20 protein-coding genes, 6 pseudogenes and 1 other annotated feature are annotated in these 23,188 nt (G+C 70.9%); of the genes and pseudogenes, 14 read left to right on the forward strand and 12 right to left on the reverse strand.

Annotation, left to right across the window (positions count from 1 at the left end; all coding sequences use genetic code 11):
- Positions 1–251: 251 nt before the first annotated feature.
- Positions 252–896: a TetR/AcrR family transcriptional regulator gene (locus KDL28_RS32570; protein ID WP_252444755.1), complete on the reverse strand. Its 645-nt coding sequence runs from the start codon at positions 894–896 to the stop codon at positions 252–254.
- 144 nt (positions 897–1,040) lie between these two features.
- Between KDL28_RS32570 and KDL28_RS32575 the strand changes: the two genes are divergently transcribed.
- From KDL28_RS32575 to KDL28_RS32590, 4 genes and pseudogenes are all read left to right on the forward strand, one after another.
- Positions 1,041–1,820, forward strand: a complete 780-nt coding sequence (locus KDL28_RS32575; protein WP_252444757.1) for a glucose 1-dehydrogenase — start codon at positions 1,041–1,043, stop codon at positions 1,818–1,820.
- The gene (locus tag KDL28_RS32580; protein WP_252444759.1) at positions 1,817–2,293 is read left to right on the forward strand and encodes a nitroreductase/quinone reductase family protein; all 477 of its coding nucleotides are present in this window, start codon (positions 1,817–1,819) and stop codon (positions 2,291–2,293) included. Before KDL28_RS32575 ends, KDL28_RS32580 begins: the two co-directional genes overlap by 4 nt.
- A gap of 17 nt (positions 2,294–2,310) precedes the next feature.
- Positions 2,311–2,520 (forward strand): annotated as a pseudogene (locus tag KDL28_RS32585) (transposase); the annotation flags it as partial.
- Positions 2,521–2,616: 96 nt separating this feature from the next.
- Positions 2,617–3,449, forward strand: a pseudogene (locus tag KDL28_RS32590) (transposase); the annotation flags it as partial.
- Positions 3,450–3,475: 26 nt separating this feature from the next.
- On the opposite strand, the gene KDL28_RS32595 reads toward KDL28_RS32590, so the two are convergent.
- From KDL28_RS32595 to KDL28_RS32605, 3 genes are all read right to left on the reverse strand, one after another.
- Positions 3,476–3,871 (reverse strand): cupin domain-containing protein, encoded by a 396-nt coding sequence (locus KDL28_RS32595; protein ID WP_252444761.1) that lies wholly within the window; start codon positions 3,869–3,871, stop codon positions 3,476–3,478.
- Entirely contained in the window at positions 3,868–4,770 is a 903-nt protein-coding gene (locus tag KDL28_RS32600; RefSeq protein WP_252444763.1) for an aminotransferase class IV, read from the reverse strand. Before KDL28_RS32600 ends, KDL28_RS32595 begins: the two co-directional genes overlap by 4 nt.
- A 187-nt stretch (positions 4,771–4,957) precedes the next feature.
- A complete protein-coding gene (locus KDL28_RS32605) occupies positions 4,958–5,896 on the reverse strand; it encodes a LysR family transcriptional regulator (protein WP_252444765.1) in 939 nt (312 codons plus the stop codon).
- Positions 5,897–5,950: 54 nt separating this feature from the next.
- Here KDL28_RS32605 and KDL28_RS32610 point away from each other — a divergent pair, with 54 nt between their 5' ends.
- Both KDL28_RS32610 and KDL28_RS32615 read left to right on the forward strand, forming a co-directional pair.
- Complete coding sequence (locus KDL28_RS32610; RefSeq protein ID WP_252444767.1) at positions 5,951–6,547, forward strand: TetR/AcrR family transcriptional regulator; 597 nt, start codon at positions 5,951–5,953, stop codon at positions 6,545–6,547.
- Between the two features lie 355 nt (positions 6,548–6,902).
- Positions 6,903–7,214: pseudogene (locus tag KDL28_RS32615) on the forward strand (integrase core domain-containing protein); the annotation flags it as partial.
- A gap of 239 nt (positions 7,215–7,453) precedes the next feature.
- On the opposite strand, the gene KDL28_RS32620 reads toward KDL28_RS32615, so the two are convergent.
- Positions 7,454–8,422 carry a helix-turn-helix domain-containing protein gene (locus tag KDL28_RS32620; RefSeq protein WP_252444769.1) on the reverse strand — a complete coding sequence of 323 codons (969 nt, stop codon included), beginning with the start codon at positions 8,420–8,422 and terminating at the stop codon, positions 7,454–7,456.
- Positions 8,423–8,724: 302 nt separating this feature from the next.
- Between KDL28_RS32620 and KDL28_RS42275 the strand changes: the two genes are divergently transcribed.
- Positions 8,725–9,060 carry a DUF4429 domain-containing protein gene (locus KDL28_RS42275; protein ID WP_372497141.1) on the forward strand — a complete coding sequence of 112 codons (336 nt, stop codon included), beginning with the start codon at positions 8,725–8,727 and terminating at the stop codon, positions 9,058–9,060.
- 46 nt (positions 9,061–9,106) lie between these two features.
- On the opposite strand, the pseudogene KDL28_RS32630 reads toward KDL28_RS42275, so the two are convergent.
- A pseudogene (locus KDL28_RS32630) lies at positions 9,107–9,372 on the reverse strand (IS256 family transposase); the annotation flags it as partial.
- 346 nt (positions 9,373–9,718) lie between these two features.
- On the opposite strand from KDL28_RS32630, the gene KDL28_RS32635 reads away from it, so the two are divergent.
- Together KDL28_RS32635 and KDL28_RS32640 are read left to right on the forward strand one after the other, a co-directional pair.
- Positions 9,719–10,093, forward strand: coding sequence for a putative quinol monooxygenase (locus KDL28_RS32635; protein ID WP_252444775.1), 375 nt, complete (start codon positions 9,719–9,721; stop codon positions 10,091–10,093).
- A gap of 13 nt (positions 10,094–10,106) precedes the next feature.
- Complete coding sequence (locus KDL28_RS32640; RefSeq protein ID WP_252444777.1) at positions 10,107–10,460, forward strand: ArsR/SmtB family transcription factor; 354 nt, start codon at positions 10,107–10,109, stop codon at positions 10,458–10,460.
- Positions 10,461–10,660: 200 nt separating this feature from the next.
- On the opposite strand, the pseudogene KDL28_RS32645 reads toward KDL28_RS32640, so the two are convergent.
- Together KDL28_RS32645 and KDL28_RS32650 are read right to left on the reverse strand one after the other, a co-directional pair.
- A pseudogene (locus tag KDL28_RS32645) lies at positions 10,661–11,946 on the reverse strand (IS256 family transposase).
- A 178-nt stretch (positions 11,947–12,124) separates the two neighbouring features.
- A pseudogene (locus tag KDL28_RS32650) lies at positions 12,125–12,664 on the reverse strand (IS3 family transposase); the annotation flags it as partial.
- A gap of 74 nt (positions 12,665–12,738) precedes the next feature.
- Here KDL28_RS32650 and KDL28_RS32655 point away from each other — a divergent pair.
- The 4 genes from KDL28_RS32655 (at position 12,739) to KDL28_RS32670 (ending at position 17,496) form a co-directional block, all read left to right on the forward strand.
- Positions 12,739–13,797 carry a DUF5925 domain-containing protein gene (locus KDL28_RS32655; protein ID WP_252444778.1) on the forward strand — a complete coding sequence of 353 codons (1,059 nt, stop codon included), beginning with the start codon at positions 12,739–12,741 and terminating at the stop codon, positions 13,795–13,797.
- A gap of 588 nt (positions 13,798–14,385) precedes the next feature.
- The gene (locus tag KDL28_RS32660; RefSeq protein WP_252444781.1) at positions 14,386–15,210 is read left to right on the forward strand and encodes an alpha/beta fold hydrolase; all 825 of its coding nucleotides are present in this window, start codon (positions 14,386–14,388) and stop codon (positions 15,208–15,210) included.
- Positions 15,207–16,319 (forward strand): SDR family oxidoreductase, encoded by a 1,113-nt coding sequence (locus tag KDL28_RS32665; protein WP_252444783.1) that lies wholly within the window; start codon positions 15,207–15,209, stop codon positions 16,317–16,319. Before KDL28_RS32660 ends, KDL28_RS32665 begins: the two co-directional genes overlap by 4 nt.
- A gap of 415 nt (positions 16,320–16,734) precedes the next feature.
- A complete protein-coding gene (locus tag KDL28_RS32670) occupies positions 16,735–17,496 on the forward strand; it encodes a neutral zinc metallopeptidase (RefSeq protein WP_252444785.1) in 762 nt (253 codons plus the stop codon).
- A gap of 318 nt (positions 17,497–17,814) precedes the next feature.
- Positions 17,815–17,939: a sequence feature (AL1L pseudoknot), on the forward strand.
- 549 nt (positions 17,940–18,488) lie between these two features.
- On the opposite strand, the gene KDL28_RS41780 is transcribed toward KDL28_RS32670, so the two are convergent.
- A complete protein-coding gene (locus KDL28_RS41780) occupies positions 18,489–19,460 on the reverse strand; it encodes an App1 family protein phosphatidate phosphatase (RefSeq protein WP_252444789.1) in 972 nt (323 codons plus the stop codon).
- Positions 19,461–19,622: 162 nt separating this feature from the next.
- On the opposite strand from KDL28_RS41780, the gene KDL28_RS32680 reads away from it, so the two are divergent.
- Positions 19,623–19,805 (forward strand): hypothetical protein, encoded by a 183-nt coding sequence (locus tag KDL28_RS32680; RefSeq protein ID WP_252444792.1) that lies wholly within the window; start codon positions 19,623–19,625, stop codon positions 19,803–19,805.
- 105 nt (positions 19,806–19,910) lie between these two features.
- Here the strand turns inward: KDL28_RS32680 and KDL28_RS32685 are convergent, their stop codons facing one another.
- The 3 genes from KDL28_RS32685 to KDL28_RS32695 form a co-directional block, all read right to left on the reverse strand.
- A complete protein-coding gene (locus KDL28_RS32685) occupies positions 19,911–20,876 on the reverse strand; it encodes a cation diffusion facilitator family transporter (RefSeq protein WP_252444795.1) in 966 nt (321 codons plus the stop codon).
- The gene (locus KDL28_RS32690) at positions 20,873–21,358 is read right to left on the reverse strand and encodes a transporter substrate-binding domain-containing protein (RefSeq protein WP_252444797.1); all 486 of its coding nucleotides are present in this window, start codon (positions 21,356–21,358) and stop codon (positions 20,873–20,875) included. Before KDL28_RS32690 ends, KDL28_RS32685 begins: the two co-directional genes overlap by 4 nt.
- Positions 21,359–21,506: 148 nt before the next feature.
- The gene (locus tag KDL28_RS32695) at positions 21,507–22,910 is read right to left on the reverse strand and encodes a hypothetical protein (RefSeq protein ID WP_252444799.1); all 1,404 of its coding nucleotides are present in this window, start codon (positions 22,908–22,910) and stop codon (positions 21,507–21,509) included.
- Positions 22,911–23,188 lie beyond the last annotated feature (278 nt).

Consider the following 23,188-nt stretch of genomic DNA (forward strand, 5'->3'; position numbering starts at 1 on the left):
GCGGGGCCGCTGCCCCGACGCCGGGGTGGTCAAGCGCAGCCTTGCACGTTTGGGCCCGCTGCTGAGACCTCTTGTCGGGCCGTGCTGATGCCAGGCTGATCGAGGTGGGTCAACACATCGAGACTCCCTCCTTCGGTGTCCGCTCCGGGATGCTCCGGGATGCCCCGCGAACACCCTTGGTGCCGGCGGCCTCGATTGCGTAGGCATCAGCTCCTCTGGTGACGGCGGGACTCCGTCGCGGTCGGTGGGACTCAGTCGTTGGTGGACGCCCCTGGTCCAGTCGTGGCGTACCGGGCGGCGATGGTGCGGACGGCCTCGTCGACTACCTGAGCGACGCGTTCAGCACTCACCTCCCAGCCCGGCACCAGGAGTGTCGGCCAGAAGACGTAGTTGGAGATCATGCCCAGGAACTGGGTGGCTGCGAGGTCCACGTCCTCGACCCGCACCGTTCCCGCCTCGTGCTCGGCCAGGAGGTAGCTGCGTACGGACTCGAAGTAGGGCATCTTCCCGTGCGAGAACTGCGCATGGGCCAGCTCGGGGAACCGCGGCAGCTCGGCGATGACGATCCTGAACAGGTCGGTCATCTGGGCACGGCCCAGCAGCTCGGCGTAACGGCGACCGATGATGGTTAGCCCGTCAACGACGTTGCCTGCTGGCGGAGGATCCTCCTCGTCAGCGCTCGACCAGGACTTGGTCACGATGGCGTCGAACAGGGCGGCTTTGCTCGGAAACTGCTTGAACAAGGTGGCCCGCGAGACGCCCGAGCGCTCTGCGATCCGCGCCAGCGACGTCCGGTCGTAGCCCAACTCGAGAAACAGCGCGGTTGCGGCCGTCACGATCAGCTCGCGCTTCTCCTGGGCGACGCGCTGGTGGTACGTCGTCACGACCCTGCTCATGGGCCGAGCATACGAGGTGAGTGGCTTGACTCGCCACTGCCGTCGACCTAGCATCGAGGGGATGGTGAGTCGACCGGCTCACCACCGGCCGCCGTTCATCACTGATGACCCCGGTCATCCACCCCCGTACCGAAGGAACATCTGATGCCCCGCTTCGACAACCAGACCGTGCTCGTGACCGGTGGGACCGGCGGCCAGGGCTCGAGCCACGTGCGCGCCTTCCACGCGGAGGGAGCGAACGTGGTGATCGGCGGCATCGACGCGGAACGCGGCGCCGCTCTCGCCGACGAGCTCGGGACCCGCGCTCGCTTCGCCCGCCTCGACGTTACCGACGAGAGCTCGTGGTCCGCCGCTGTGCTAGCCGCCGAGAGCGCCTTCGGCGCCCTGGACGTGCTCGTCAACAACGCGGGCGTGCAGAACCCGCCTGCAACGATCGAAAACACGGAGCAGGCCACGTGGTCGCGCATCCTCGCCGTCAACCTCACAGGGACCTTCTTCGGCATCAAGGCCGCAGCCCCAGCTCTGCGCCGCGCAGCAGGGGGAGCCATCGTCAACATCGCCTCGACCATGGGCCTGGGCGGCACGGCTCACTACGCGCCGTACGTCGCCAGCAAGTGGGCCGTGCGAGGCCTCACCCAAACCGCAGCACTCGAGCTCGGCCGCGACCACATCCGGGTGAACACCATCCACCCCGGCGTGATCGCGACCTCCTTCATCCACGAACCAGCAGCTGGCGCAGTCGCGGCAATCGCCGACTTCTACTCACCCGAGCCGTTCGCCATCCCCCGGCTCGGGGAGCCGACCGACGTCAGCCGTCTCCTCCTGTTCCTCACGTCATCGGACGCGTCGTTCATCACGGGGTCGGAGTACGTCATCGACGGTGGACTCCTCCTCGGTCCCGCCCTTCAGGCCGAGACCGCATGAGCACTCCAGACACGACCGGGTCGAACGACTCCGCAGGGGACGCGTCTTTGTCCCACCTGCCCAATCACATCCGACGAGCCATCGAGATCACCCCCGCCGCGGGCACCAGAGAACGGATCATCGACATCACGACGCTGGGGCGCCGCACCGGCCGAGCACGCCGCATCGAGATCTTCTTCTACCGAGCTGCGGGCACCACCTACCTGTGTACCGGCGCCGGCGGTGCCGCGACCGACTGGCATGCGAACCTTCTCGCCAATCCCAACTTCACCTTCCACCTCAAGAACGGGATCCGTGCAGATCTGCCTGCACGGGCCACGCCTGTCACCAACCCAGCTGAACGTCAGGCCGTGCTGGCGGAGATCGTCGCGGATCTCAACCAGCCCCACGACCCCGGCACCGTCCGGCCGACTCGGCTCGAAGACTGGGCTGACAGTCGGCTGATGCGCATCAGCTTCCGCCATCGGCCGTGATCGCGGATCCCCGCAACAACCAGCTGTGGCTGACCGACATCACCGGGCACCGCACCAGCGAAGGCAAGCTCTACCTCTGCGCGGTCAAGGACGCCTGCACCAAGCGGATCGTGGGCTACTCCATCGACGCCCGCATGACCTCTCATCTTGCCGTCACCGCGCTGCGCGACGCCGTCACACTCCGCGGACCAGCTCCCGCGATCGTGCACTCCGATCGCGGAAGCCAGGGCGGACTCAACCGGTCGTCGCAACACCTCTCCTGATCTCGGAGGTGTTCGGTGGCAGGGCGTCAGCAGCAGGCGGATCGGGCTCTGCGACCGCCGATGCGCTCGCCGGGCCGGCCGGTGCCGGCGCGGCATGTGGAGCGCGCCTTCTGGCGGCTGATCGCGCAGGGGCAAGCGCATCGAGGAGGCGGCGCTGGAGATCGGCGTGTCGACGCCGGTCGCGGTGCGCTGGTTTCGTCACGCTGGCGGCATGCCGCCGCTGAGCCCGGCCGAGCCCACCGGCCGCTATCTGTCGTTCTCCGAGTGTGAGGAGATCGCGCTGTTGAAGGCGCAGGGTCAGGGCGTCCGCGAGATCGCCCGGGAGCTCAGGTGTGATCCCGGACGATTTCGCGCGAGGTGCGGCGCAACGCCGCGACCCGCGGCGGCAAGCCCGACTACCGGGCCAGTGTCGCGCAGTGGAAGGCGCAGACCGCGGCGCGGCGTCCCAAGCCGGCGAAGCTGGCGAGCATTCCACGGCTACAGGAATATGTTCAGACCCGGCTGAGCGGGCAGTTGCAGCGTCCCGATGGGACCGTCGTACCAGTCCGCCCACGACCTGGAAGGGGTTGAACAAGCCGCATCGCGCCGATCGGCGCTGGGCCACGGCCTGGAGTCCGGAGCAGATCTCCCGACGGCTGATCCTCGACTTCCCCGACGATGTCGACATGCGCATCAGCCACGAGGCGATCTACCAGGCGCTCTACATCCAAGGATGCGGCGCGCTCACCCGTGAGCTGGTGGCCTGCCTACGCACCGGTCGCGCGTTGCGCAAGCCGCGGGAACGGTCGCGGAACAAGCCCCAAGGCCACGTCACCGCCGACGTCATGGTCAGCGAGCGGCCCGCCGAGGCCGAGGACCGAGCAGGCCCCGGCCGCTGGGAAGGCGACCTCATCCAGCTGCTGGTCCACGGGGTCGAACCTCACCGCTCCCCCTGCTCGCTCGCGACCGTGTGGGGCCATTGCAGCGCCTGCGGTTCGGCTTCCGACAGTGCCGCCCAGTCTGCGCGCACCGGCGAGTACACCTCGGCGACCACCGCCCCGTCCGGCCCCACGCACACGTCGTGCGGGACATCGGCGAGGATGCGCCAGGTCGATCCGGGCCCGCACTCGCGGCGCTCGCCGCCGACGGTGAACACCACCGTCCCCTCGATCACGAAACCGAGCTGCTCGTTGACGTGGTGGTGCTCGGGTACGACGCTGTCGGGTGCCAGCTCGACCACGGCCATCGTGATCAGCTCGCTCTGCACCATCCGCGCGACCACTCCCGGCCAGATCTGCCGGGTGCGCATGCTCCCGAGCTCGGCGAAGCTGCTCATGCTGGCACTCCCTCCCCGTACACGGGCGTCGTCCACTCCGGGTGGCGCGCGTCCTGCCGGCGCGCGATGGCGCGCAGTGTCGTGCCGAGCAGGAGCGTCGACGCCCCCGGGGCGCCGTCGCCGACCCGCCGACCGTCGACCTCGACGACCGGGACCACGATCGCCGCGGTCCCGCACAGCAGTGCCTCGTCGCAGGTGTACAGCTCGCTGCGCTGGATGCGCCGCTGCACCGCGGCCTTCCCGGTGGCCTCCTCGAGCAGGACCATCACCTGCGCGCGGGTGATGCCTTCGAGGATGTCGTCGGTGCCCGGGGGCGTCACCCACTCGTCGCCGAATCGCAGGAACAGGTTGGACGTCGTCGCCTCCGCGACGTGGCCGTCGACCGTGAGCATGATGGCCTCGTCGAAGCCGTGGTCCAATGCCTCGGTCTTGGCCAGCGACGGGCCCGAGTACGACCCGGTGACCTTGGCGCGGTTGGGCGTGCACGAGTCCGGTGTCCGGCGCCAGCTGCTGACCATGCACCGCACGCCGTCCGGATCGATGTAGTCACCCGGCGTCGGGGTCACCGCGATCGACAACCTGGTGTCGATGTCGTGCATCCGAACCGTCAGCACCTCCCCGTGCTGGATCAGCAGCGGGCGCACGTAGGCGTCCGAGCGCACGTCGTTGCGGCGCAGCAGCTGCGCGGTCAGCCGCACCAGGGCGGCCGCCGGGACCGGCAGGCGCAGACCGAGGATCCGCGCCGACCGTTCCAGCCGTGCGTAGTGCGCGGCCGCTTCGAGCAGGTACAGCTCCTCGTGCTCGGCGTTCCACCAAGCCCGGATCCCCTCGAAGGTGCCCGCGCCGTAGGCCAGCGCGTTCGCGTGCACGCTGACCCTCGCCTCGTCCTGCGGAACCATCCGCCGGTCCACCAACACCCATTCACACGGCCGCCCGAAACCTCCGGTGGCGGCGGCCGTGATGGACGTCCCCTGCGTCATCCACCCACCTCACTTCGACCTCGGCGCATCACTGAACCGAGTGTTTCAGTACGGTTCGATAAGGACAAGCGAAGGTCTGTGAGGATTCTTTTCAGCAGTACTTAAGTCATCGACCGCGCCCGGATCCGCGGCCCGGCGGCGTTCCGAGCTGGGCGCACACGGCGCGCAGCGATTCGACCATCGCCACCGCCGCCGGGAGCCGCCGAGCCGGCGACGGCAGCGCCGCCGACACCGCCCTGGTCAGGTTGGGTTCGTCGAGCGGGCGCACGACGACGCCCGGCGGCACCGTCGACAGCGCAAGCCACGGAACCAGCGCGACCCCCAGTCCCGCAGCGACCAGCCCGCGCACGGCCATCTGATCGTCGGTCCGGAACACGATCCCGGGCTCGAAACCGGCGGCCCGGCAGGCCTGCGGCAGCACCTGGATCGTCGAGCCGTGCCGCACGCCCTGGATCCAGCGCTCGCCGCTCAGCTCCGCCAGACCGATGCTGCCCTTTCCGGCCATCGGGTGGTCGCTCGGCAGCATGATGTGCAGCGGGTCCACCACCAGCGGGAGGACCTCCAGGTCCGGCGCCAGCGCCATCGGGGTCATCGGGAACTCGTAGACCAGTGCGATGTCGAGTTGGTGCTCGGCAACCTGGGCCAACCCCTCGTCGCTGTCGAGTTCGACCAGGTCGAGTTCAACAACGGGACGATCCGCCTGGAAGGCCGCGACGGCTCGCGGCATCAGCGTCGCGTTGGCGGTCGGGAACGATCCCAGCCGCATCCGACCGCCCTCGCCCCGGGCCACCGCATCGAGCGCGGCCTCGGCCGTGCGCAGCTCGGCGAGGACCGCTGCGGCGTGCCGCACGAGCTGGCGGCCGGACTCGGTCAGCCGCACCCCGCGCCGGTGCCGCTCGACGAGACGTGCGTTGGTCTCCTTCTGCAGGAGCGCGAGCTGCTGCGACACGGCCGAAGGGGTGTAGTTCAGCTCCTTCGCCGCACCGGTGAGCGAGCCTGCCTTGGCGACCTCGTAGAGCACCCGCAGCCGCGGCACGTTGAGCATGAAGAAATGCTAACAACTAGCGTTGCTGCCCTTTAGTGGTCACACTGCGTGGGTGTGAGCGCCGGGGACCTCGCCCGACCGACGCGGCGGACCGAACTGCTTGAGCTCGCGTACCGGTACGTCCTCGAGCACGGCCTGAGTGACCTGTCGCTGAGGCCGCTCGCGACCGCGGTGGGATCGAGCCCCCGTGTACTGCTCTACCTGTTCGGGAGCAAGGACAGGCTGATCACCGCTCTGTTGGCCAGAGCACGTGCCGACGAGCTGCGCTTGCTGGCACTGGCTCGTCGACCCGCCGCAACGCCGGCCGTCGGCCTGGACGTGGTCGTCGAGGACATCTGGGACCTGCTCGTCTCGGCCGACCAGCGACCTCTGCTGGCCCTCTGGGTCGAGGGGTGCGCCCGCTCGCTAAGGAATCCAGGCCCCATCGGACGGTGGTGCCGCGGACCGTTCGAGACCGTCGACGATTGGTTGAGCCTGCTGGCCGATGGGCAACCGCCCGCGGTGCGGGGAACCGAGGACGGACGTGCGGAACGGGTCCTCGCCCTCGCCGTCCTGCGCGGCGCGCTGATCGACATGCTCCTCACCGGAGACGTCGAACGGACCACGGCCGCAGTGCGGCGGCACTGCACGGCACTGCGCGGCGCGCAGTAGCGTTGCAGATGCAGGCTCCGCCGCAGCGGTGCTTTGAGCCACGCCTCAGGGCGGGCGGCAGGCGGTGGTGGCCGACGATCCCGCGCACCTGTGGGGTTCCAGAACTCGACCTACACGTCTGACCAGCGGTGATCAGCCTGCGCCGAGGCGCGAGCATGATCGCGGTGGTGCCGCTTCGACTGCGGTACCTCATCTTCCAGCAGGGGGACTGCTGATGGTTCGGTTGGCACCTGATCTGTGAGGACTGCGGTCCTCGCTGGAAGGATGTCAACGTGCCCAGGCCTCGTCCCAAGGAGTTCCGCGAGGACGTCGTGGCCGTCGCCCGCCGCGGTGGACCCGCAGCGGCACCGGGTGCACCGTCCACTCCGGCCGCGGCAGCCAATTCCGCTCCCACGCCTTCGTCCACGCCCTGCGCCACGAGGGCCTGGTCGGGTCGATGGGCAGGGTCGGCGCGGCCGGGGACAACGCGGCGCTGGAGTCGTTCTTCGCGCTGCTGCAGAAGAACGTCCTCGACCGACGACGCTGGACCAGCCGAGCCGAACTTCGGTTGGCGATCATCACCTGGACCGAGCGCACCTACCACCGTCGACGGCGCCGACGCCGCCTCGGCAGGCTCACCCCGATCGAGTACGAGAGCATTCATCACACGGCCGCTAACACGGCCTGAACGCACTCACCACGAGTGTCAACCAGATCGTCAGCAGTCCCGGCCCTACTACTCGGGCCGTGAGGATCTTGGTGTTCCGCCGCGGAGTCGACTTGACCCGTACTCTGGCTGGCCCTCGGTGCCCTGTGTTTGATCTGTCGACCGGGTCCGTGGCGGCGCACGCCACTGCCGGGGACTGAACCGCCCCGGCGTGTCCGGAGCCCTGCGGATGTCCCGGTTCGGTGGAGTCGGGCACGGGATCAGTCCCCGGCAGTGGCGCGCGACCGGGACCAGTGCCGCCACTCCTGGGGCGACATCCCGTAGGCGGCCCGGAAGCGCCGGCTGAAGTGCGCCGCGTTCACGAAGCCCCAGGCCCGGGCGACCGCGAAGATCGTCAAGCCCGGCGCCGCCAGCGCCAGCTCCCGGCGCACCCGTTCCAAACGCTCACGGATGATCCAGTCGACGAGGGTCCCGTCCCGGTCCCCCCACACCGTGTAGAGGCTGCGGACCGAGATGTGGTGCGCCGCCGCGACCCCCGCCGGGGTGAGCTCACGGTCGCGCAGGTGGGCCCGAACGTGGGCGACGACCTGCGCGCGCAGCGTCTCGTGCAGCACGTCCCGCTGCCGTCGGCTGCCCGCCGCGGAGACGATCAGGGCGCGGGTGAGGTCGACGGTTGCCGCACCGACGTCCGCGGCGACGGCCGGGATGCCTGCGACCTCGTCGATGGCGGCGAAGAGCTGGGTGAGGTGGCCCCGGACCAGCGGCATCAAGGGGTTGGCGGTCAACCGCGGGATGGCTGCGCGCACGTCGTCGACGCCGAGATCGAGTTGGGCGTGATCGATGTGCGCGGCGAACGAGGTGCCCCGAGGGCCGGCGTGGGCGAACGAGTAGGGCGTGGCGAAGTCGACGAGGAAGAGACTGCCCAGGCCGAACGCCTCGGTCCGGTCGCCGACCGAGTAGCGGCACGGACCCGCGGACATGCCCAGCGCCACGAGCTCGGGAGCATCCCGGTTCACGTCGCGGCCGGTCCGCGTCAAGGTCAGCCCCGTACCGGTGGTGCTCAGCACCCGGACGGGGCCGGCCTCCCACGCGTCGGCTCGCAGGTCCACGGAATCGGCGGGCGCATGCAGCGCCACCCGGGTGCGCGCTCCGCTGTTGGCGATCACCTCGTGCACGAGGTCGGCCCGGTCTCCGGCGGGGTGAGCCGCGGTGTCCAGCACGACGGCCATGCCTGCTCCCTCAACCGGTCGTCGGTCGGCCCGACATGGGTACGTCGTCGTGACTGCGGTCCTCGCGCAGTGCCAGGCCTGATCATAAGGCGCGCGGACACCGCTGCGGGAGCCCGCAGCCGGGGCGAGACCAGCCCGTCGAGCTCGCGGGCGCGGCGTCGCCTTGTCGCCTGAAGGCCTGGCTGTGCTCGCGGTCGGGTACCTCCGCCGCGGCCTCCTGGATCACATCGCCCCGCAGCGTCACGCGCAGAACGAGGCCGGCCACGGTCGGGAAGGGAGAGAAGCGGATCCCCCTACGCCAGATCACCGCCGTCCAGCTGAAGCGTGCCGGGTTCGCGGTGAACGGGTTCATCCAGTTCTCGCTCGGTGGCGGTACCGAAGCACGATCGCAGTTCGGCAGGCAGACCATCGACGCGGTGGAGGACGAGAACTCGGTCGTCTTCACCCGCCAGCAGCAGGCGGCGTTCGACGAGCTGCGATCCGCGATCGAGCACGGCCTCGCCGCCCCCGTCGGTCACCACCAACCGGTCGACCCGATAACGCAGCTCAACCAACTGGCTCAGCTGCACCGTTCCGGGGCGCTCACCGACGTCGAGTTCGCTCATGCGAAGCAAGCACTCCTGGGGCAGATGCGGTGACCCGCCACACGATCGAGCAATAGTCAAGACCTGTGGATGAAGATCTTCAGGCCGCTTCCGGTTGGGGTTGATCGTGGGGTCGTTCGACGAGTCTGCCGCTCTCGAACGTGGCGCCGGCGCGGACGAGCGCGACCAGGTGCGGGCCGTTGACCGCGCGCCAGCGGTCCTGGGCGGCTCGATCAGCTTGAACGCCATCGCCAGCCCCGCCGCCCGCGAACCCGGGCCGCGGGTGATCCTCGTGCGGTGTCGGACGGTCGCGAACGTGGGCTCGATGGGGTTGGTGGTGCGCAGGTGCTGCCAGTGCTCGGCGGGGAGGGGCCGTCGGGGAACGCCTCCAGGACGGCCGCCGGCACCAGGCGTTGGGTGAGATCGGAGAACGTGTAGCCCGGCCGTGCGTCGCTGGGACCTGTGAGCTGCACGAGTTTCTCGATCGTCTCGGCACCGATGCCGTAGCTATTCAGCAGGGGGCGGAGACCTGAGCGTCGCGGAACCCCAGCCCCGTGGGCGTCGGCACACCAGGTCGACGACCGGCGCGGCCTGGACAGTCACCTGAGTCAGTAGTTCAATGACCACTGAACTAGTGGCGGCCGGACCAAACAGGAGGAGAATTCCCATGACACAGACAAGCACGCCAGGCCCCCTTCCCCACCCCGATGACATGCCACCCGAGGGTGGACCGCACGCCGGTGTCGTGCTCAGCGGCCGCAACGGCGACGACGGAACCAAGGCGTTCTACATCCACATCGAGGCGCGACCGGACAAGACCGACGAGGTCCGGCAGATGCTGCAGGACATCCTCGGGTGCGTCGAGGGTGAGCCCGCGACCGGACCCTGGTACGCGGTGCAGTACTCGCCCACCACGTTCGGGATCTTCGAGGTGTTCCCCGACCTTGCCGGCAGGCAGGCCCACGTCGAAGGTGGCGGCGGCAAGATCTTCCGCGACGTCGAGAGGATGAACGACATCCTGGTCTCGCCCGCCCACGTCTACCGGGTAGACGTGCTGATGTCCAAGCAGGTCTTCACCGCACGGTAGCTACCGTCGACCGGTGCTCGAACCCCATCACCCCGACCTCGGCCAGGTGTCCCTCGCCGAGGTCTTGCGGGGACTCAGCGATCCCGCTCGCCTGCACATGGTGAAGACGATGTACGCGCTCGGCGAGTGCGAGTGCTCCCTGGTCTACGCCGACCTCGGGCTGAGCAAGTCCAACGCCTCGCACCACTTCAGGGTGCTGCGCGAGAGCGGCATCCTTCGCCGCACACAACGCGGAAACCAGCAGTACGCGACACTGCGCGCCGACGAGCTCAAGGCACGCTTCCCAGGTCTACTGGAGGCGGTGATCGCCAACAGCGGAGCCGGGAGCGGCGTGCGTGCCGACCCCGGACCATCCGGCGAGCGCTGATCGCGAGGGGACGGCCTGACCCCAGACGAGGGTCATACGGTACCGGGGCCCCACCCGCAGGGCGAGCGCCTCGCCCCTGCGCATGCCGGTACCGAGGAAGACCTCGTTGGCTCGGCGAGAGGGTCGGAGATGGTGCGGCAGTACCGCAGGAACGTTGCGGCTTGTCGGGAGCAATAGTCAAGACCTGTGGATGAAGATCGTCAGGCCGCTTCTGGTTGATGTTGGTCGGCCGGTCGTTCGACGAGCTTGCCGTTGACGAACGTGGCGCCGGCCCGGACGAGCGCAACGAGGTGCGGGCCGTTGACCGCGCGCCAGCGGTCCTGAGCGGCCTCGATCGGCTTGAACGCCATCGCCAACCCGGCCGCCCGGGAGCCCGGCCCACGGGTGATCTTCGTGCGGTGCCGGACGGTGGCGGAGGTCGACTCGATCGGGTTGGTGGTGCGCAGGTGCTGCCAGTGCTCGGCGGGGAAGTCGTAGAACGCCAACAACACCTCCAGATCATCGCGGATCTTCGCGACAGCCTTGCCGAACTTGGCGCCGTAGGCGGCCTCGAACGCCCGGACCGCGTCGAGGGCGTGGCGGCGGTCCTCGGCGTTCCAGATCTCGGCCAGCGCCTTCTTCGCCCCGGGATGGGCGGACTTCGGGAGCGCCGCCAGCACGTCGGCGATCTTGTGGAACCAGCATCTCTGTTCCCGGGTGGCCGGGAACACCTCGCGCAGCGCACCCCAGAACCCCAACGCTCCGTCGCCGATGGCCAGGACCGGGGCGGACATGCCGCGCCGCGCGCAGTCGCGCAGCAGGTCCGCCCAGGACTCGGTGCTCTCGCGGTAGCCGTCGGTGAGCGCGACCAGTTCCTTGCGGCCGTCGGCGCGCACCCCGATCAGCACGAGCAGGCACAGCCTGTGTTCCTCCAGGCGGATGTTGACGTGGATCCCGTCGGCCCACAGGTAGACGTAGTCCACCCCGGACAGATCCCGGGCGGCGAACGCTCGTTGCTCGGCCCTCCAGGTCTCGGTCAACCTGGTGATCACCGGCCCGGACAGCCCGGCCGAGGAACCGAGGAACTGGCCCAGGGCTGGCACGAAGTCGCCGCTGGACAGCCCGTGTAGGTAGAGCAGTGGCAGGACTTCGGTGATCTTCGGGGTCTTGCGCGCCCAGGGCGGCAGGATCGCCGAGGAGAACCGCCGACGCGCCCCGGTGTCCGGGTCCACCCGGCGGTCGTTGACCCGCGGAGCGACCACCTCCACCGCCCCGGCGCTGGTGAGCACCTCGCGGGGCTGGTGCGAGCCGTTGCGCACACCAGCCGCCGGCCCTGGGCGTCGCGCTCGCCGGCGAACCGGGCGATGCAGTCATCGACCTCGGCCTGCAGGGCCTCGGCCAGCATCCGCCGGGCGCCTTCACGGACCAGGTTGTCGATCAACGACCCGCCGCCGGCGGGTCCGGGGCCTTCAGTGCCGTCGTCGGCGTCGGGAGCTACGGTGAGCACGGGTCGTGCCCTTCCGACCAGCGTTGCAGCGCCGGTCTTGCTTGAGAGCCTCAAGATCACCGGGAGGGTACGACCCTCCCACGTCATCCACAGGTTTCAAGCATTGCTCCACACGATCACCCACGCCCCTCTCCGGGGGACTGCCCAGACTTCGGTTGACCCGGTCAGGTAGGCGGGGTCAGGCCGCGTGAGCGGCGTTGAGGAGTGTCTCGAACTCGACCGGAGTCAGCCGACCGAGGGTTCGTTGGCGGCGTCGGCGGTGGTAGGTGGTCTCGATCCAGGTGACGATCGCGAGGCGAAGCTCGGCGCGGGTGCGCCAGCGCCGGCGGTTGAGCACGTTGTTCTGCAGCAGGCTGAAGAACGACTCCATCGCGGCGTTGTCGGCGCAGGTCCCGACCCGGCCCATGGACCCGCGCAGCCCAGCTGAGTGGAGTTCTCGCTGGTAGACGTGTGATCGGAACCGGCTGCCGCGGTCGGAGTGCACCACGGTCGCGGCCGGTCCGCGGAGTGTGACGGCATTGCCGAGTGCGGTGACCGCGAGGTCGGCGCTCATGCGAGCGTCGATGGAGTAGCCCACGATGCGCTTGGCGCAGGCGTCCTTGACCGCGCAGAGGTAGAGCATGCCCTCGCTGGTGGGGTGCTCGGTGATGTCAGTGAGCCACAGCTGGTTCGGCGCCGGCGCGACGACCGGTGGACGGTGTAGGCCCGGCGATACCGCATCCCGGCGCCCCCCGGTTCGCCCCACGAGAAATCGAGTGCGCCCGACGGCGCGGCCCGTCAGCCTGTCCGGCGATGACATCAGCGACCACCGACCTGGGTCGGTTCCTCGTCTTCAGCGGCAACATGCCCATCGACGGCATCCTCGCCTCGCTGTGGATGGCGCCGCTCGTCGAAGGCCGCCAGCCGTTCTCCTGCAGCGCCGACCTCACCGAGGTCGCCGCGGACACCCTGCTGCTCCCGCCCGGCGGGACCATCGCGCACACCCACGAGGTCGACACCCGCGACTCCCACCTCGCGACGGGCGAGGGCTGGACACTGCTCGTGCACCGACGCGTCGCGGGGGCGGTGACGCTGCGGGTGTGCGCGGTCAGCGCCGGGCTCGCTCGGCAGGTCCTCGACGCCACGGTCGAGGTGGCGCGCGCCGCCCGGCCCGGCCGCGACAGCGCCGTGACCGTCGACTTCTGGTACGACCAGAGCTGCGGCGGCGCCGGGGTCGTCTCGCCCCGCCACATCGACGTCCCCACCTGGGCCGCGATCCGCGGCAACTACGGCGGCACCGCGGGGCCCGCACTGGCGCGGCTCATGTCCCTGCGCCCACCAGACGTCACCGGCCGCCTGCTGCTCCTGCACGGGCCGTCGGGCACCGGCAAGACGACCGCGCTGCGCGCGCTCGCCCACGAGTGGCGCGACTGGTGCCGCCTGCAGAACGTGCTCGACCCGGAGAAGCTGTTCAACGACCCCGGCTACCTGACCTCGGTGGTGCTCGGCGAGCCCGCCCGCCCCGGGGACACCCAGCGCTGGCGCATGCTCGTGCTCGAGGACTGCGACGAGCTCGTCCGCGCGGAGTCCAAAGAGCGCGCCGGCCAGGCCCTCTCCCGGCTGCTCAACCTCAGCGACGGCATGCTCGGCCAGGGCCTCGACATACTCGTGTGCCTCACCACCAACGAGGACGTCGCCCGCCTGCACCCCGCGGTCATCCGGCCGGGGCGGTGCCTGGCCGAGATCCGGATCGGCCCGCTCGACCAGGCGGAGGCGACCACGTGGCTCGGCCGGCCTGTCGGCCCGGACGGCGCCACCCTGGCCGAGCTCTACCGGCGTCGCGGCCGGATGACGACACCCGCGCGGCGGTGAGCGCACTCCGGTGGCGGGGTGCTCCGCGCGCCCGGCGAGCTGGCCGTCGGGACCCGGCGGATCCGCTGCTGGACCGGGCCGAGGCGCTCGGGCTGACCCGGGCGATCGCTCCCCTCAGCCCTTGATGTGGTCGAGAGCATCGGCCACCTGCCGCACGGCTGGCAGACCCGCGACTACCGACCGTTCCTGGGCAAGCTCGCCACCGGGGACACCCTGGGCGTTCGGGCTGCGGGGCAACCCCGTCCACAACGGCCCCGCACCCGGCCCGGCCCTCCGCGGCAAGCGCGCTACCCGCACGTGACCATCACCCGGCAGACCGAGTAGCTCCACCAGCAGGCCGCCCGGCACGGATCACCGGCCGCGGCTGCGGTGACGTGGGCCGAGCCGAAGTCCGGGTACTGCCCGGGTTCTGCACCCGCTGTGACCGTCCCGCCCCTGGTGCGCGCCTCGGAGCCGGCGTGGACAGCACCGCCGCGCTCTGCCCGCGTGCCGCTCGGCCGCGGACCGCGATCGGCGGTGCAGGGGCTGTGACGCAGAGCAGAGATCGACAGCGGTCGGGCCGCGGTGGACACGGGTATCCCCACGCCGATGACACTCCAGCTCTCGTGGGACAACGCCGGATCCGGCGAGCCCCTCCTGCTCCTGCACGGTATCGGCAGCACCCACGCCGACTTCACCGCGCTCCGCCCCCGCCTGGACGCCGAGTACGACGTCCTGGCCCCCGACCTGCCCGGACACGGCGACTCCGCCACGCTCCCGGTCCGCCCGACCGTCGCCGCGATCGCCGACGCCCTCGAGTCCGATCTCGATGCGCTCGGCCTGACCCGCGTGCACGTCCTGGGCAACTCCCTCGGCGCCCGGCTCGCGCTCGAACTCGCGGTCCGCGGGCGGGCCCGCTCCGTCGTGGCGATCGCGCCGTCCGGCCTGAACCTGCCGGCCGAGCGGGTCTACCAGGGCGCGATGATGGGGTCGGCCCGTGCGCTGACCCGCCCGATCCGGCCGTTGATCGGCCTCGCCGCCCGCACCCGGCTGGGGCGGACGCTGATGCTGACCGGGCTCCGGTCGGCGCCGTGGCTGGCCGGCGAGGACGAGGTGCGCGCGGTCCGCGGCGGGTTCGCCGGAGCGACCGGCTTCTGGCAGCTGCTCTGGTGGGCCGTGCTGGCCGACGTGCCGCTCGGCCTGGAGGAGATCGACTGCCCGGTGATCCTCGCCCAGGGCACCGCGGACCTCATCGCGAGCGGCCAAACCCCCCGCTTCCTCGCGCTCGTGCCCGGCTCACGCTTTCGACCGCTGGTCGGGGCCGGACACGCACCGCAGTCCGACGCCCCCGGCGCGATCCTGCGGCTCGTCCACGACGCCACCCGCGCGGCCGGCCCCGGTCACCACATCACCGCGGCTCCGATGGTCGCATGAGTACCCGGAAGCCGAATGTGCAGCTCAAGCCCGTAGGCGAGCAGATCGTCGTGGTCATGGGCGCGTCGAGCGGGATCGGGCGCGCCACCGCGCTGCGGTTCGCCGAGCAGGGCGCGAAGGTGGTCGTCGCCGCGCGCGGGAAGCCGGGCCTGGCCTCCCTGGTCGCCGAGATCACCGGCCACGGCGGCGAGGCCACGGCCGTGCCGGCCGACGTCACCGACCCCGATCAGGTGCAGGCGGTGGCCGACCGAGCCGTGTCCACCTACGGACGGCTCGACACCTGGGTGCACACGGCCGGCGTGCTCCTGGTCGCCGGCTTCGACGACACGACCGCCGAAGAGTTCGCCCGTGTCGTGCAGGTCAACCTGCTGGGCCAGGTGCACGGGGCCAAGGCCGCGCTGCCGCACCTGCGCCAGCGGGGCGGGGCGTTCATCTCCATGTCGTCGATGGGCGCCAAGCGCTCCATCCCGCTGCAGACCGCGTACTGCGCCTCCAAGCACGGCATCGACGGCTTCCTCGAGGCGCTACGGGTTGAGCTGCAACGCGACGGCGTCCCGGTCAGCATCACCCAGATCATGCCCGGCACGATCAACACCCCGCTGTTCGACAACGCCCGCACGAAGACCGGGTTCAAGCCCGTCGCCCCGCCCCCGGCCTACCCCGCCCGGGTGGTCGCCGACGCCATCGCGCACGCCGCGACGCAACCGGTCCGCGACGTCGTGGTCGGCGGCTCGGCCAAGGCGATCATCACGACGGAGGCGGTGGCGCCGCGGCTGCTCGACGCGCTCCTGCGGCGCTTCGGTTACGAGCTGCACGACACCGGCGAGGCGAAGCCCGTCGACGCCTCCGGCAACCTCGTCGCGCCGATCACTGCGCACGACACCGTCGAGGGCACGGTCGGCGGAGTCACCCTGGGCGGCAGCGCCTACACCTGGTGGGAACTGCACCGCCCGGTCACCACCGTGGCGACGGCGCTGGCCAGGCCGGTGGCCGCGCTCGCGGGGCGACTGGTTCCCGCCGGCGTGCGCTCCGCCGTGGGTGACGCGGCAGCGACCGCCCGGCCCACCCGAGCCACAGCCGCGCCCGATCGGACTGCGAACACGACCTGACCGTCATCCCGGAAGGAGAACGATCAGATCCGCACGGCACGTCCGAGGGGTTGCCGGAGGCTGGAACGGCACCGCGGTCCGGCGCGGCTCGCCATCGACGGTCCGACCGTCTCCGCACCGGCGGCTGCCCGCCCAGGTCGGCGGTGGGCCGCCGGTGACGCGGCGGCGAGCTGCGCAGGACGAAGCGACCTGAGCTGGACGTGGCCACGGAGCTCGGCGGAACCGGATCCACCACGACGAAGCCGACCACGGCAACCGACCTACCCAGCCGCGCGGAGATGGTGCGGAACACCTGGGAACCGTGGCCGGCCTGAGGATGGGGTGGTCGATGTGCGGGTAACGCCACCTGGTGCACCCGTTCACGCAGTCCCATGCCGGCCGGTCCTGCGCCGGGGCGATCTTGGTGGCGGTCGCCATGCTTCTCTCGGGCTGTTCCGCCGAGGCGCGGCAGTCGGTCTTCGACACCATCCGCGATGCGGTCGACCAGGCCAAGCAGCGCCGCGCCGAGCAGACAGGCGACACCCCCGAACAGCCGGGACCGACCGCGCCGCTGGGCACCGACGGCCGCAGCTCCTTCGACTACACCCAGTACCAGAACGTCGTCTCGGGCAGTCTCGCGCTGCTGGAGGACTACTGGGCCGAGACCCTCCCGACGCTGGGCGGCACCTACAGTAGCCCGCGGTCCTACACCTACTACCGCTCCGACGAGGGCAGCGGACCGAGCTGCGGTGGTCAGCCCGCGCCGGCGCGCAACGCGTTCTACTGCCCGGCCGGGGACTTCATCGCCTGGGACGAGACCGGCCTGCTCATCCCGTACTACGTCAGCAGCGGGGACTTCGCCGCGTCGTTCGTCCTGGCCCACGAGTTCGGCCACGCCATGCAAGCCCGGTTGGGGGGCCAGGAGCGGTACGGGGTGCTGCGCGAGCTGCAGGCCGACTGCTTCGCCGGCGCCTGGTCGCGCTGGGTGTCCCAGCGCGGCCTGCTCGAGGCCGGGGACCTCGACGAAGCGACGCTGGCGGTGATCTCGGCGCGGGACGTTCCCAGCGTCGAGTGGACGGACCCGGCGGCCCACGGCAGCGGTTTCGAGCGGACCCGCGCCTTCGGCGACGGGTTCGAAGCGGGAGCTCAGGCCTGCTACCCGGCGCCGGCGGAGAGGTGGGTCCTGTCGCGGGGATGAAGACGACCGACGAAACGGGCACCGTGCGCGGGTCAGCGGCAACAGGCTCGATCAGCGAGGGCGTGGAGTGCGCTCGGCCTCGTCCAACGGGCCGGAGTGCGGTAGGACGATGGCGAACGGGTCCATCTCCCGGGTGACCACGAGGCGGGGGTGAGCAGTCGGGGATCAGCCCGGAAACCCTGCGGGGCTGGGTCAGACAGGTCGAGATCGACGCCGGCACCGGCCGGGCACGACGACCGATCAGGCCGCTCGGGTGGCCGAGTTGGAGCGGGAGGTCCGGGAGTTGAGGCGGGCGAACGCGATCTTGAAGTCGGCATCCGCTTTCTTCGCGGAGCTCGACCGCCCACAGCGGTAGTCATCGACTACATCGACAAGAACCGGGAAGAGTTCGGGGTCGAGCCGATCCGTGCGGTGTTGAAGGACGCCGGTATTCCGATCGCCCGAGTACCTACCATGCGTCGAAGACCCGGCCACGCTCGACGCGATCTGTCACCGACGCCGAGACCAGCAGAGAGATCGAGCGGGTGCACGCGGAGAACTACGGCGTCTACGGGATCGGCGAAGGTGTGGGCGCAGTTGGGTCGCGAGGGCGGGGTGAGCGGCCGGCACGTGGCTCGGTGCACCGTCGCGCGCCTGATGAATCCGCTGGTCTGCGCGGTGTGTCCCGGCGTCGGGTGCCCCGCACGGCGACCCGGGCTCCGGGCCCGGACCTGCGCCCGGACCTGGTCGAGCGGGACTTCACCGCGTCCGCCCCGAACCGCCTGTGATGTGCAACTCCCCCTCGGACACAGAACCTCTGAAGGGCTTCAGCCGAGTCGGCGGCGGCAAGCGGCGCAAGTGCGTCCACGTGTCATCGCTGTTCGATCGTCCGGCCCTACCGGCCGTGGACCACGCCGAGTAGCAGAGGCGCACGAGGCCGTCCCTTCGCAGGCTCGGTCTCGACGACCTGGGCGAACGCCCTCGAGCGCGTCCCGGCGAGTCGGATACCGGGCCTACAGCAGTCCGTGCTCACCCAGCAGGCGGGCCAGACCGGCGCCGTCGGGCGCGTGCATCCACGACCCCCGCTGCCCGTGCGCTTCGGCGGGGCCGTCGGCGGGCACCGGCAGGCCGCCGGCGAGCACCGACTGGGTCGGGGACAACTGGCGGATCGCCACGGCGGCGACGTTGTCCGGGTGCGACGCGGCGAAGTCGCCGTAGATCTCCGGGTCGTGCTGCCCGTCGTCACCGATGAGCAACCATCTGATGTGGGGGAACTCCGCGGCGAGCCGGGCGAGCGTGGTGCGCTTGTGGGCCTGCCCGCTGCGGAACCAGCGCTCGGTCGTCGGGCCCCAGTCGGTGAGCAGCAGCGGGCCCGGCGGGTAGAGGTTGCGCGACAGGAACCGGGTCAGCGCCGGCGCGACGTTCCACGCCCCGGTCGACAGGTAGAACACCGGCGCGTCGGGGTGCGCCCTCATCAGCCGCTCGTACAGCACGGCCATTCCGGGGACCGGTGAGCGCGCGTACTCGTCGAGGACGAAGGTGTTCCACGCCGCGAGCAGGGGCCGCGGCAGTGCCGTGACCATGACGGTGTCGTCGATGTCGGACACGACGGCGAAGCGGACGTCCGGGTCCAGGACGAACACCGGCGCCTCGACCGCCTCGGCGCCCGCTCGCTGCAACCGGACGCTGCGCCAGCCCGGTTCGAGTTCCGCCTCCACCACGGCGTCCAGGTAACCGCCGCGATCGGTCCGCACCTCGTGCTGCTGGCCACCCACGTCGACGATCACGGGCTCGTCCGCGACGGGGAGCGTCGCAAAGCTACGCCAGCCCCGGACGGCCCGGTTGCGGCCCGACGCTCCCTCGGGACGGCTCAACAGCAACCGCCCGAAGACCCGCACCCAGGACGGCATCCCGTAGCCGGTGTACGGGACGAGGGCGTCCCGCCAGCCGCGCTGCCGCAGCCGGGGCTCGAGCCTCTCGTACACCACGTCCTCGAGACGAGCTGCGTGGTGCACGCGCGCAAGGATGGCCGCGGATCCCTGGGCGTCGGCCTCCGACCCGCGCGTCACGGGCATACCCTTCCACACGATGGCAACCGCTTCCCCGGCGATGACCGCCCCTGCGATGCGCGGGCGGCTCGTGCCGACGTGGACCGCTCCCGCCTCGCCCGCTCGTTGAGCTGGCTCGGGCTGCACACCTCGCCGATCTCCCAGATCGAACGCGGCTTCGCCCAACGCCCCTCCGACGACGTCGACCTCTTCACCACCGCAGCAGCTGAGCAGAGGTTCTGCCCCGTCAACTTCTCCACGCGCTCGAAGCGAAGAGGATAGATCCGCTGGTCGGCGCCGTGAGGGCGGATCCGGCTCATCCGCGGCCGCGGCTCCTCCCCCAGCCACTGCCATCGAGCGCCGGTAGTCGCCGGATGGGGTCGGGTGTCAGGCGAGCAACTCGGTGGGCAGCCGGGTCACGGGTACCACGACGACGTCGTGCAACTTCCAGTCGAGCTCGTCGATGGCGCGGCGCGCCTGCTCCAGCTCGTCCATCGTCGGTGAGACACCGGGGTGCGGCACGGCGAACACCTCGACGTGGAAGACGTGGCCCTCGTCGCGCACCCGGGAACGGGCCTGCCCCACCCAGGGCAGCCCCGCGACGAGCTCGTCGATCCGGTCGGTCAACGGATGCGGCTGCGCGTCGTCGTAGGTCGTGGCGCGCGCGTCCATGAGTCCACGCACCGCCCCGCGCACGTTCCGCACCCCGTCGTGCAGGATGCTGCCCGAGATCAGCAGAGCCGCGACCGCGTCGGCCCACCACAGCCCCAGCCCGATCCCGAACACCCCGACCATCGCGGCCACCGCGGTCATCCAGTCGGCCTTGTTCATCTTCGCGTCGGCGTAGAGCACCTTGTCGTGGAGCTCGTCGGCCAGCTGCATCTTCAGCCGCCCGAGGATCACCGGCGGCACGGCGGTGTAGGCCATCGCCGCGATCATCAACCAGCCCAGCCACACCGTCGTGCCGAACAGCTCCACGACACCGATCGGCGGGTGCTCGGCGGTCAGCAGCTTCATCCCCGAGTCGACCACCAGGTAGCCGCCCATCGCGACCAGCGCGACCGCCGCCACCAGGTGCGCGACGCCGATCGAGCGGTGCAGCCCGTAGGGGTGCCGCCGGCTCGGCAGCCGCTTGCTCACCCGCACCGCGATGAGGAACGCCAGCGGCGGCGCGAACGACAGGAGGTCCTCGATCCAGGCTGCCTTCATCGCCTGCGAGTTGCCCAGCACCACGTACACCAGCACCGTGGCGCTCACCAGGAACAGGATCGAGACCCACTGCAGCCGCACGGCCCGGCGCAGGCAGCGCTCCTGCGCCTCGGGCAGCTCCGTGCTCCCGAAGCGCGCCGTCACACCTGCACCTCCTGCGCCAGCAGGTAGCGCTCCAGCTCGACCAGGAACGCGTTCTCCCCCATCGGCGCCAGCATCACGTGCTCCTGCGGCCCGTCCGGACCCTGCGACGTGGTGAACGGCTGGGTGATCGCGGCCATGTCCGTCCAGGGGGTGTCCGCGGTGATGCCGCCGATGACGAGGTCGAGCTCGCCGCGCTCCATCGCCTGCACGAGCGCCTGCTCACCGCCCACGGTCCAGACGGCTCGGGCGCCCAGCCCGGCCGTCCAGCCGCGCACCAGGTCCGGTTCGATGCCTCCCGGTTCTTCACCGGTGGTGAGGGTGGTCCACGGCTCGTGGGGGGACACCCCCACCCGCAGCACCCCACCGCGGACGCGGTCCAACGTGCCGTCGGGGTCGGCTGGGATCCGGACCGTTCCGCACCCTGCCAGCAGCAGCACGGCGGTGATCAGCGCCGACACGAGACGCCCCCATCCGGCCACCATGGTCGGTTCCCTTTCTCGCACGACGGGAAACAGTCCCGAAGGCGGCGCTCGTACAGTCACCCCCAGCACCCCGTGACGACGGCCGGTTGACCGTGTGGGCGCGGGACTCAACCACTGACGTCAGCGGGACGCTCCTGATCGTGAGGCGTCACTGCTGGTACGGCACGTCCTCCAGCACGGTCCCAGCGGAGTCCCGGACGGTGAGGCGATCGATGACGCGGCCTTGCTCGCTCAGCTCGGTGAGCTCCGGCCCACAGATGAGGAAGGTTCCCCCGGCGATCCGCGCCGCCAGTGACGGTTGTCGCTCACCGTGCAGGACGATCGACGCCACCCGGGGGTCATCGACCAGTCCGACCACCGCGAGGGCACCGCTGCGGTTGTCGTGGAAGTCGTAGTACAGCCTGGTTGCGGCCACTGTGGCGCCGCGGACGGCGAAGTCCTGGACCGGCCCGTACCGGGGTCCGAAGTCGAACACGAACGGGTCCTCCGGCTCGTCCGCACCGGTCAGGTGCCAGGCGAGCAGCCGTCCGTACCGACCCAGCTGGATCCGTTCCGCCGCGGTCAGCTGCGCGTGCACTCCAGGCACCCACTGATCGGGATCGACGACCGGCGGTGCGTCGGCCGCCGCGATGACCGCGGCCAACCGGCGCCCGGCCGGCGAGTCGCGATCGGCCCGCGGGGCGGGCCGGTCCACCACGCCCACGGCCCGGTCGGGCAGCGCGTCCAACGGCACGAGGTCGCCGACCCTGGCGCCGTTGACGCGGACGACGAGGCCGGCCGGCGTGACCCTGAACGCGTTCGGAACCACGAACACGCCCCCTGCGACGACCGCGGCCTCCCGGGCCTTCCGGTCAGCGGGCCGCTCCAGTCCCAGCCTGGTGACCTCGGGTGACACCGGGCCTGCCAGCGTGCCGAACGTCGTGTGGAACAGCACCTCGGCCGGCGCCGCCTCGCCGCCGGCGTGGATCGGAGCGGTCCGGGACAGGGTGACCGTGGTCGGGGTGAGCTCGCCGAACAGCGGCCCGGCCGGGCTGCTGAACGCGACCACCCTGACCCCGTTCTGTCGAGCTGTCAGGACAGGTCGCCATTGCGCCGGATCCGGGTGCGCGTCGGTCGCGGCCCGGGCACACCGTTCGATGTCGTCGGCGGACACCCAGTCGGCCCGGACCCCGTAGCGGTCCTCCACCGTCAGGGAGAACCGGCCGGCCGGGACCGGGGGCATGGGCACGACGCGGTCGTCCACGACACGGTCTTCGAGGTGGCGCCGCAGCCGGGACCAGCTGGCGAAGCCGTACCGCCGGGCCGTCACCAGCTGCGCGGAGCCGAGCGGAAATCCCGCCAGCGGTCCGACGCTGCCCAGGTGGTGCTCCGCGATCAGCGCCACGGCCCGCGGATCTCCCGACCTGACCGCCCGTTGCAGGGCCTTCGCCTGCTTCTTCAACTGTTCGACGCTCGGCCGCTCGGGCAACGGGATGGTCGGCATCGCGATCTCCTTCTCCGCGCCTGCGGTCCGCCGATCAGGCCGAAGAGGAGGTGACTGGTCGAAGATCACCGCGGTATCAGGTGGGCTGTGCCCTTCCCGCGGACCCGGAGGCGTCCCGCACGCCTGGGGGGCACAGTAGCGCGGGTCAGCCGCCGGCCGCCACGGTGACCCCGCCGCGGAGAAGTACGAAGAGGTGCTCCTGGTTCGTGGCGGACGTGGACCTTCGCAAGTCACATCCGTGCTGTTCAGGAGCGCCTTCAGCTGCTCGACACACCTCCACGGCCACACCGGCATGAAGGCGCCGGGCTAGCGACAGGTCGGCGTTGTCGGCGTTGTCGGCGTGGAGC

It is taken from the genome of Pseudonocardia humida (assembly GCF_023898865.1).
Lineage (GTDB): Bacteria > Actinomycetota > Actinomycetes > Mycobacteriales > Pseudonocardiaceae > Pseudonocardia > Pseudonocardia humida.

Coding starts and splice junctions, on each gene's coding strand:
- KDL28_RS32575 (WP_252444757.1), top strand. CDS start 1,041: ATGCCCCGCTTCGACAACCAGACCGTGCTCGTGACCGGTGGGACCGGC.
- KDL28_RS32570 (WP_252444755.1), bottom strand. CDS start 896: ATGAGCAGGGTCGTGACGACGTACCACCAGCGCGTCGCCCAGGAGAAG.
- KDL28_RS32600 (WP_252444763.1), bottom strand. CDS start 4,770: ATGGTTCCGCAGGACGAGGCGAGGGTCAGCGTGCACGCGAACGCGCTG.
- KDL28_RS32580 (WP_252444759.1), top strand. CDS start 1,817: ATGAGCACTCCAGACACGACCGGGTCGAACGACTCCGCAGGGGACGCG.
- KDL28_RS32655 (WP_252444778.1), top strand. CDS start 12,739: ATGACATCAGCGACCACCGACCTGGGTCGGTTCCTCGTCTTCAGCGGC.
- KDL28_RS32620 (WP_252444769.1), bottom strand. CDS start 8,422: ATGGCCGTCGTGCTGGACACCGCGGCTCACCCCGCCGGAGACCGGGCC.
- KDL28_RS32665 (WP_252444783.1), top strand. CDS start 15,207: ATGAGTACCCGGAAGCCGAATGTGCAGCTCAAGCCCGTAGGCGAGCAG.
- KDL28_RS32690 (WP_252444797.1), bottom strand. CDS start 21,358: ATGGTGGCCGGATGGGGGCGTCTCGTGTCGGCGCTGATCACCGCCGTG.
- KDL28_RS32670 (WP_252444785.1), top strand. CDS start 16,735: ATGCTTCTCTCGGGCTGTTCCGCCGAGGCGCGGCAGTCGGTCTTCGAC.
- KDL28_RS32595 (WP_252444761.1), bottom strand. CDS start 3,871: ATGAGCAGCTTCGCCGAGCTCGGGAGCATGCGCACCCGGCAGATCTGG.
- KDL28_RS32660 (WP_252444781.1), top strand. CDS start 14,386: ATGACACTCCAGCTCTCGTGGGACAACGCCGGATCCGGCGAGCCCCTC.
- KDL28_RS32605 (WP_252444765.1), bottom strand. CDS start 5,896: ATGCTCAACGTGCCGCGGCTGCGGGTGCTCTACGAGGTCGCCAAGGCA.
- KDL28_RS32635 (WP_252444775.1), top strand. CDS start 9,719: ATGCCACCCGAGGGTGGACCGCACGCCGGTGTCGTGCTCAGCGGCCGC.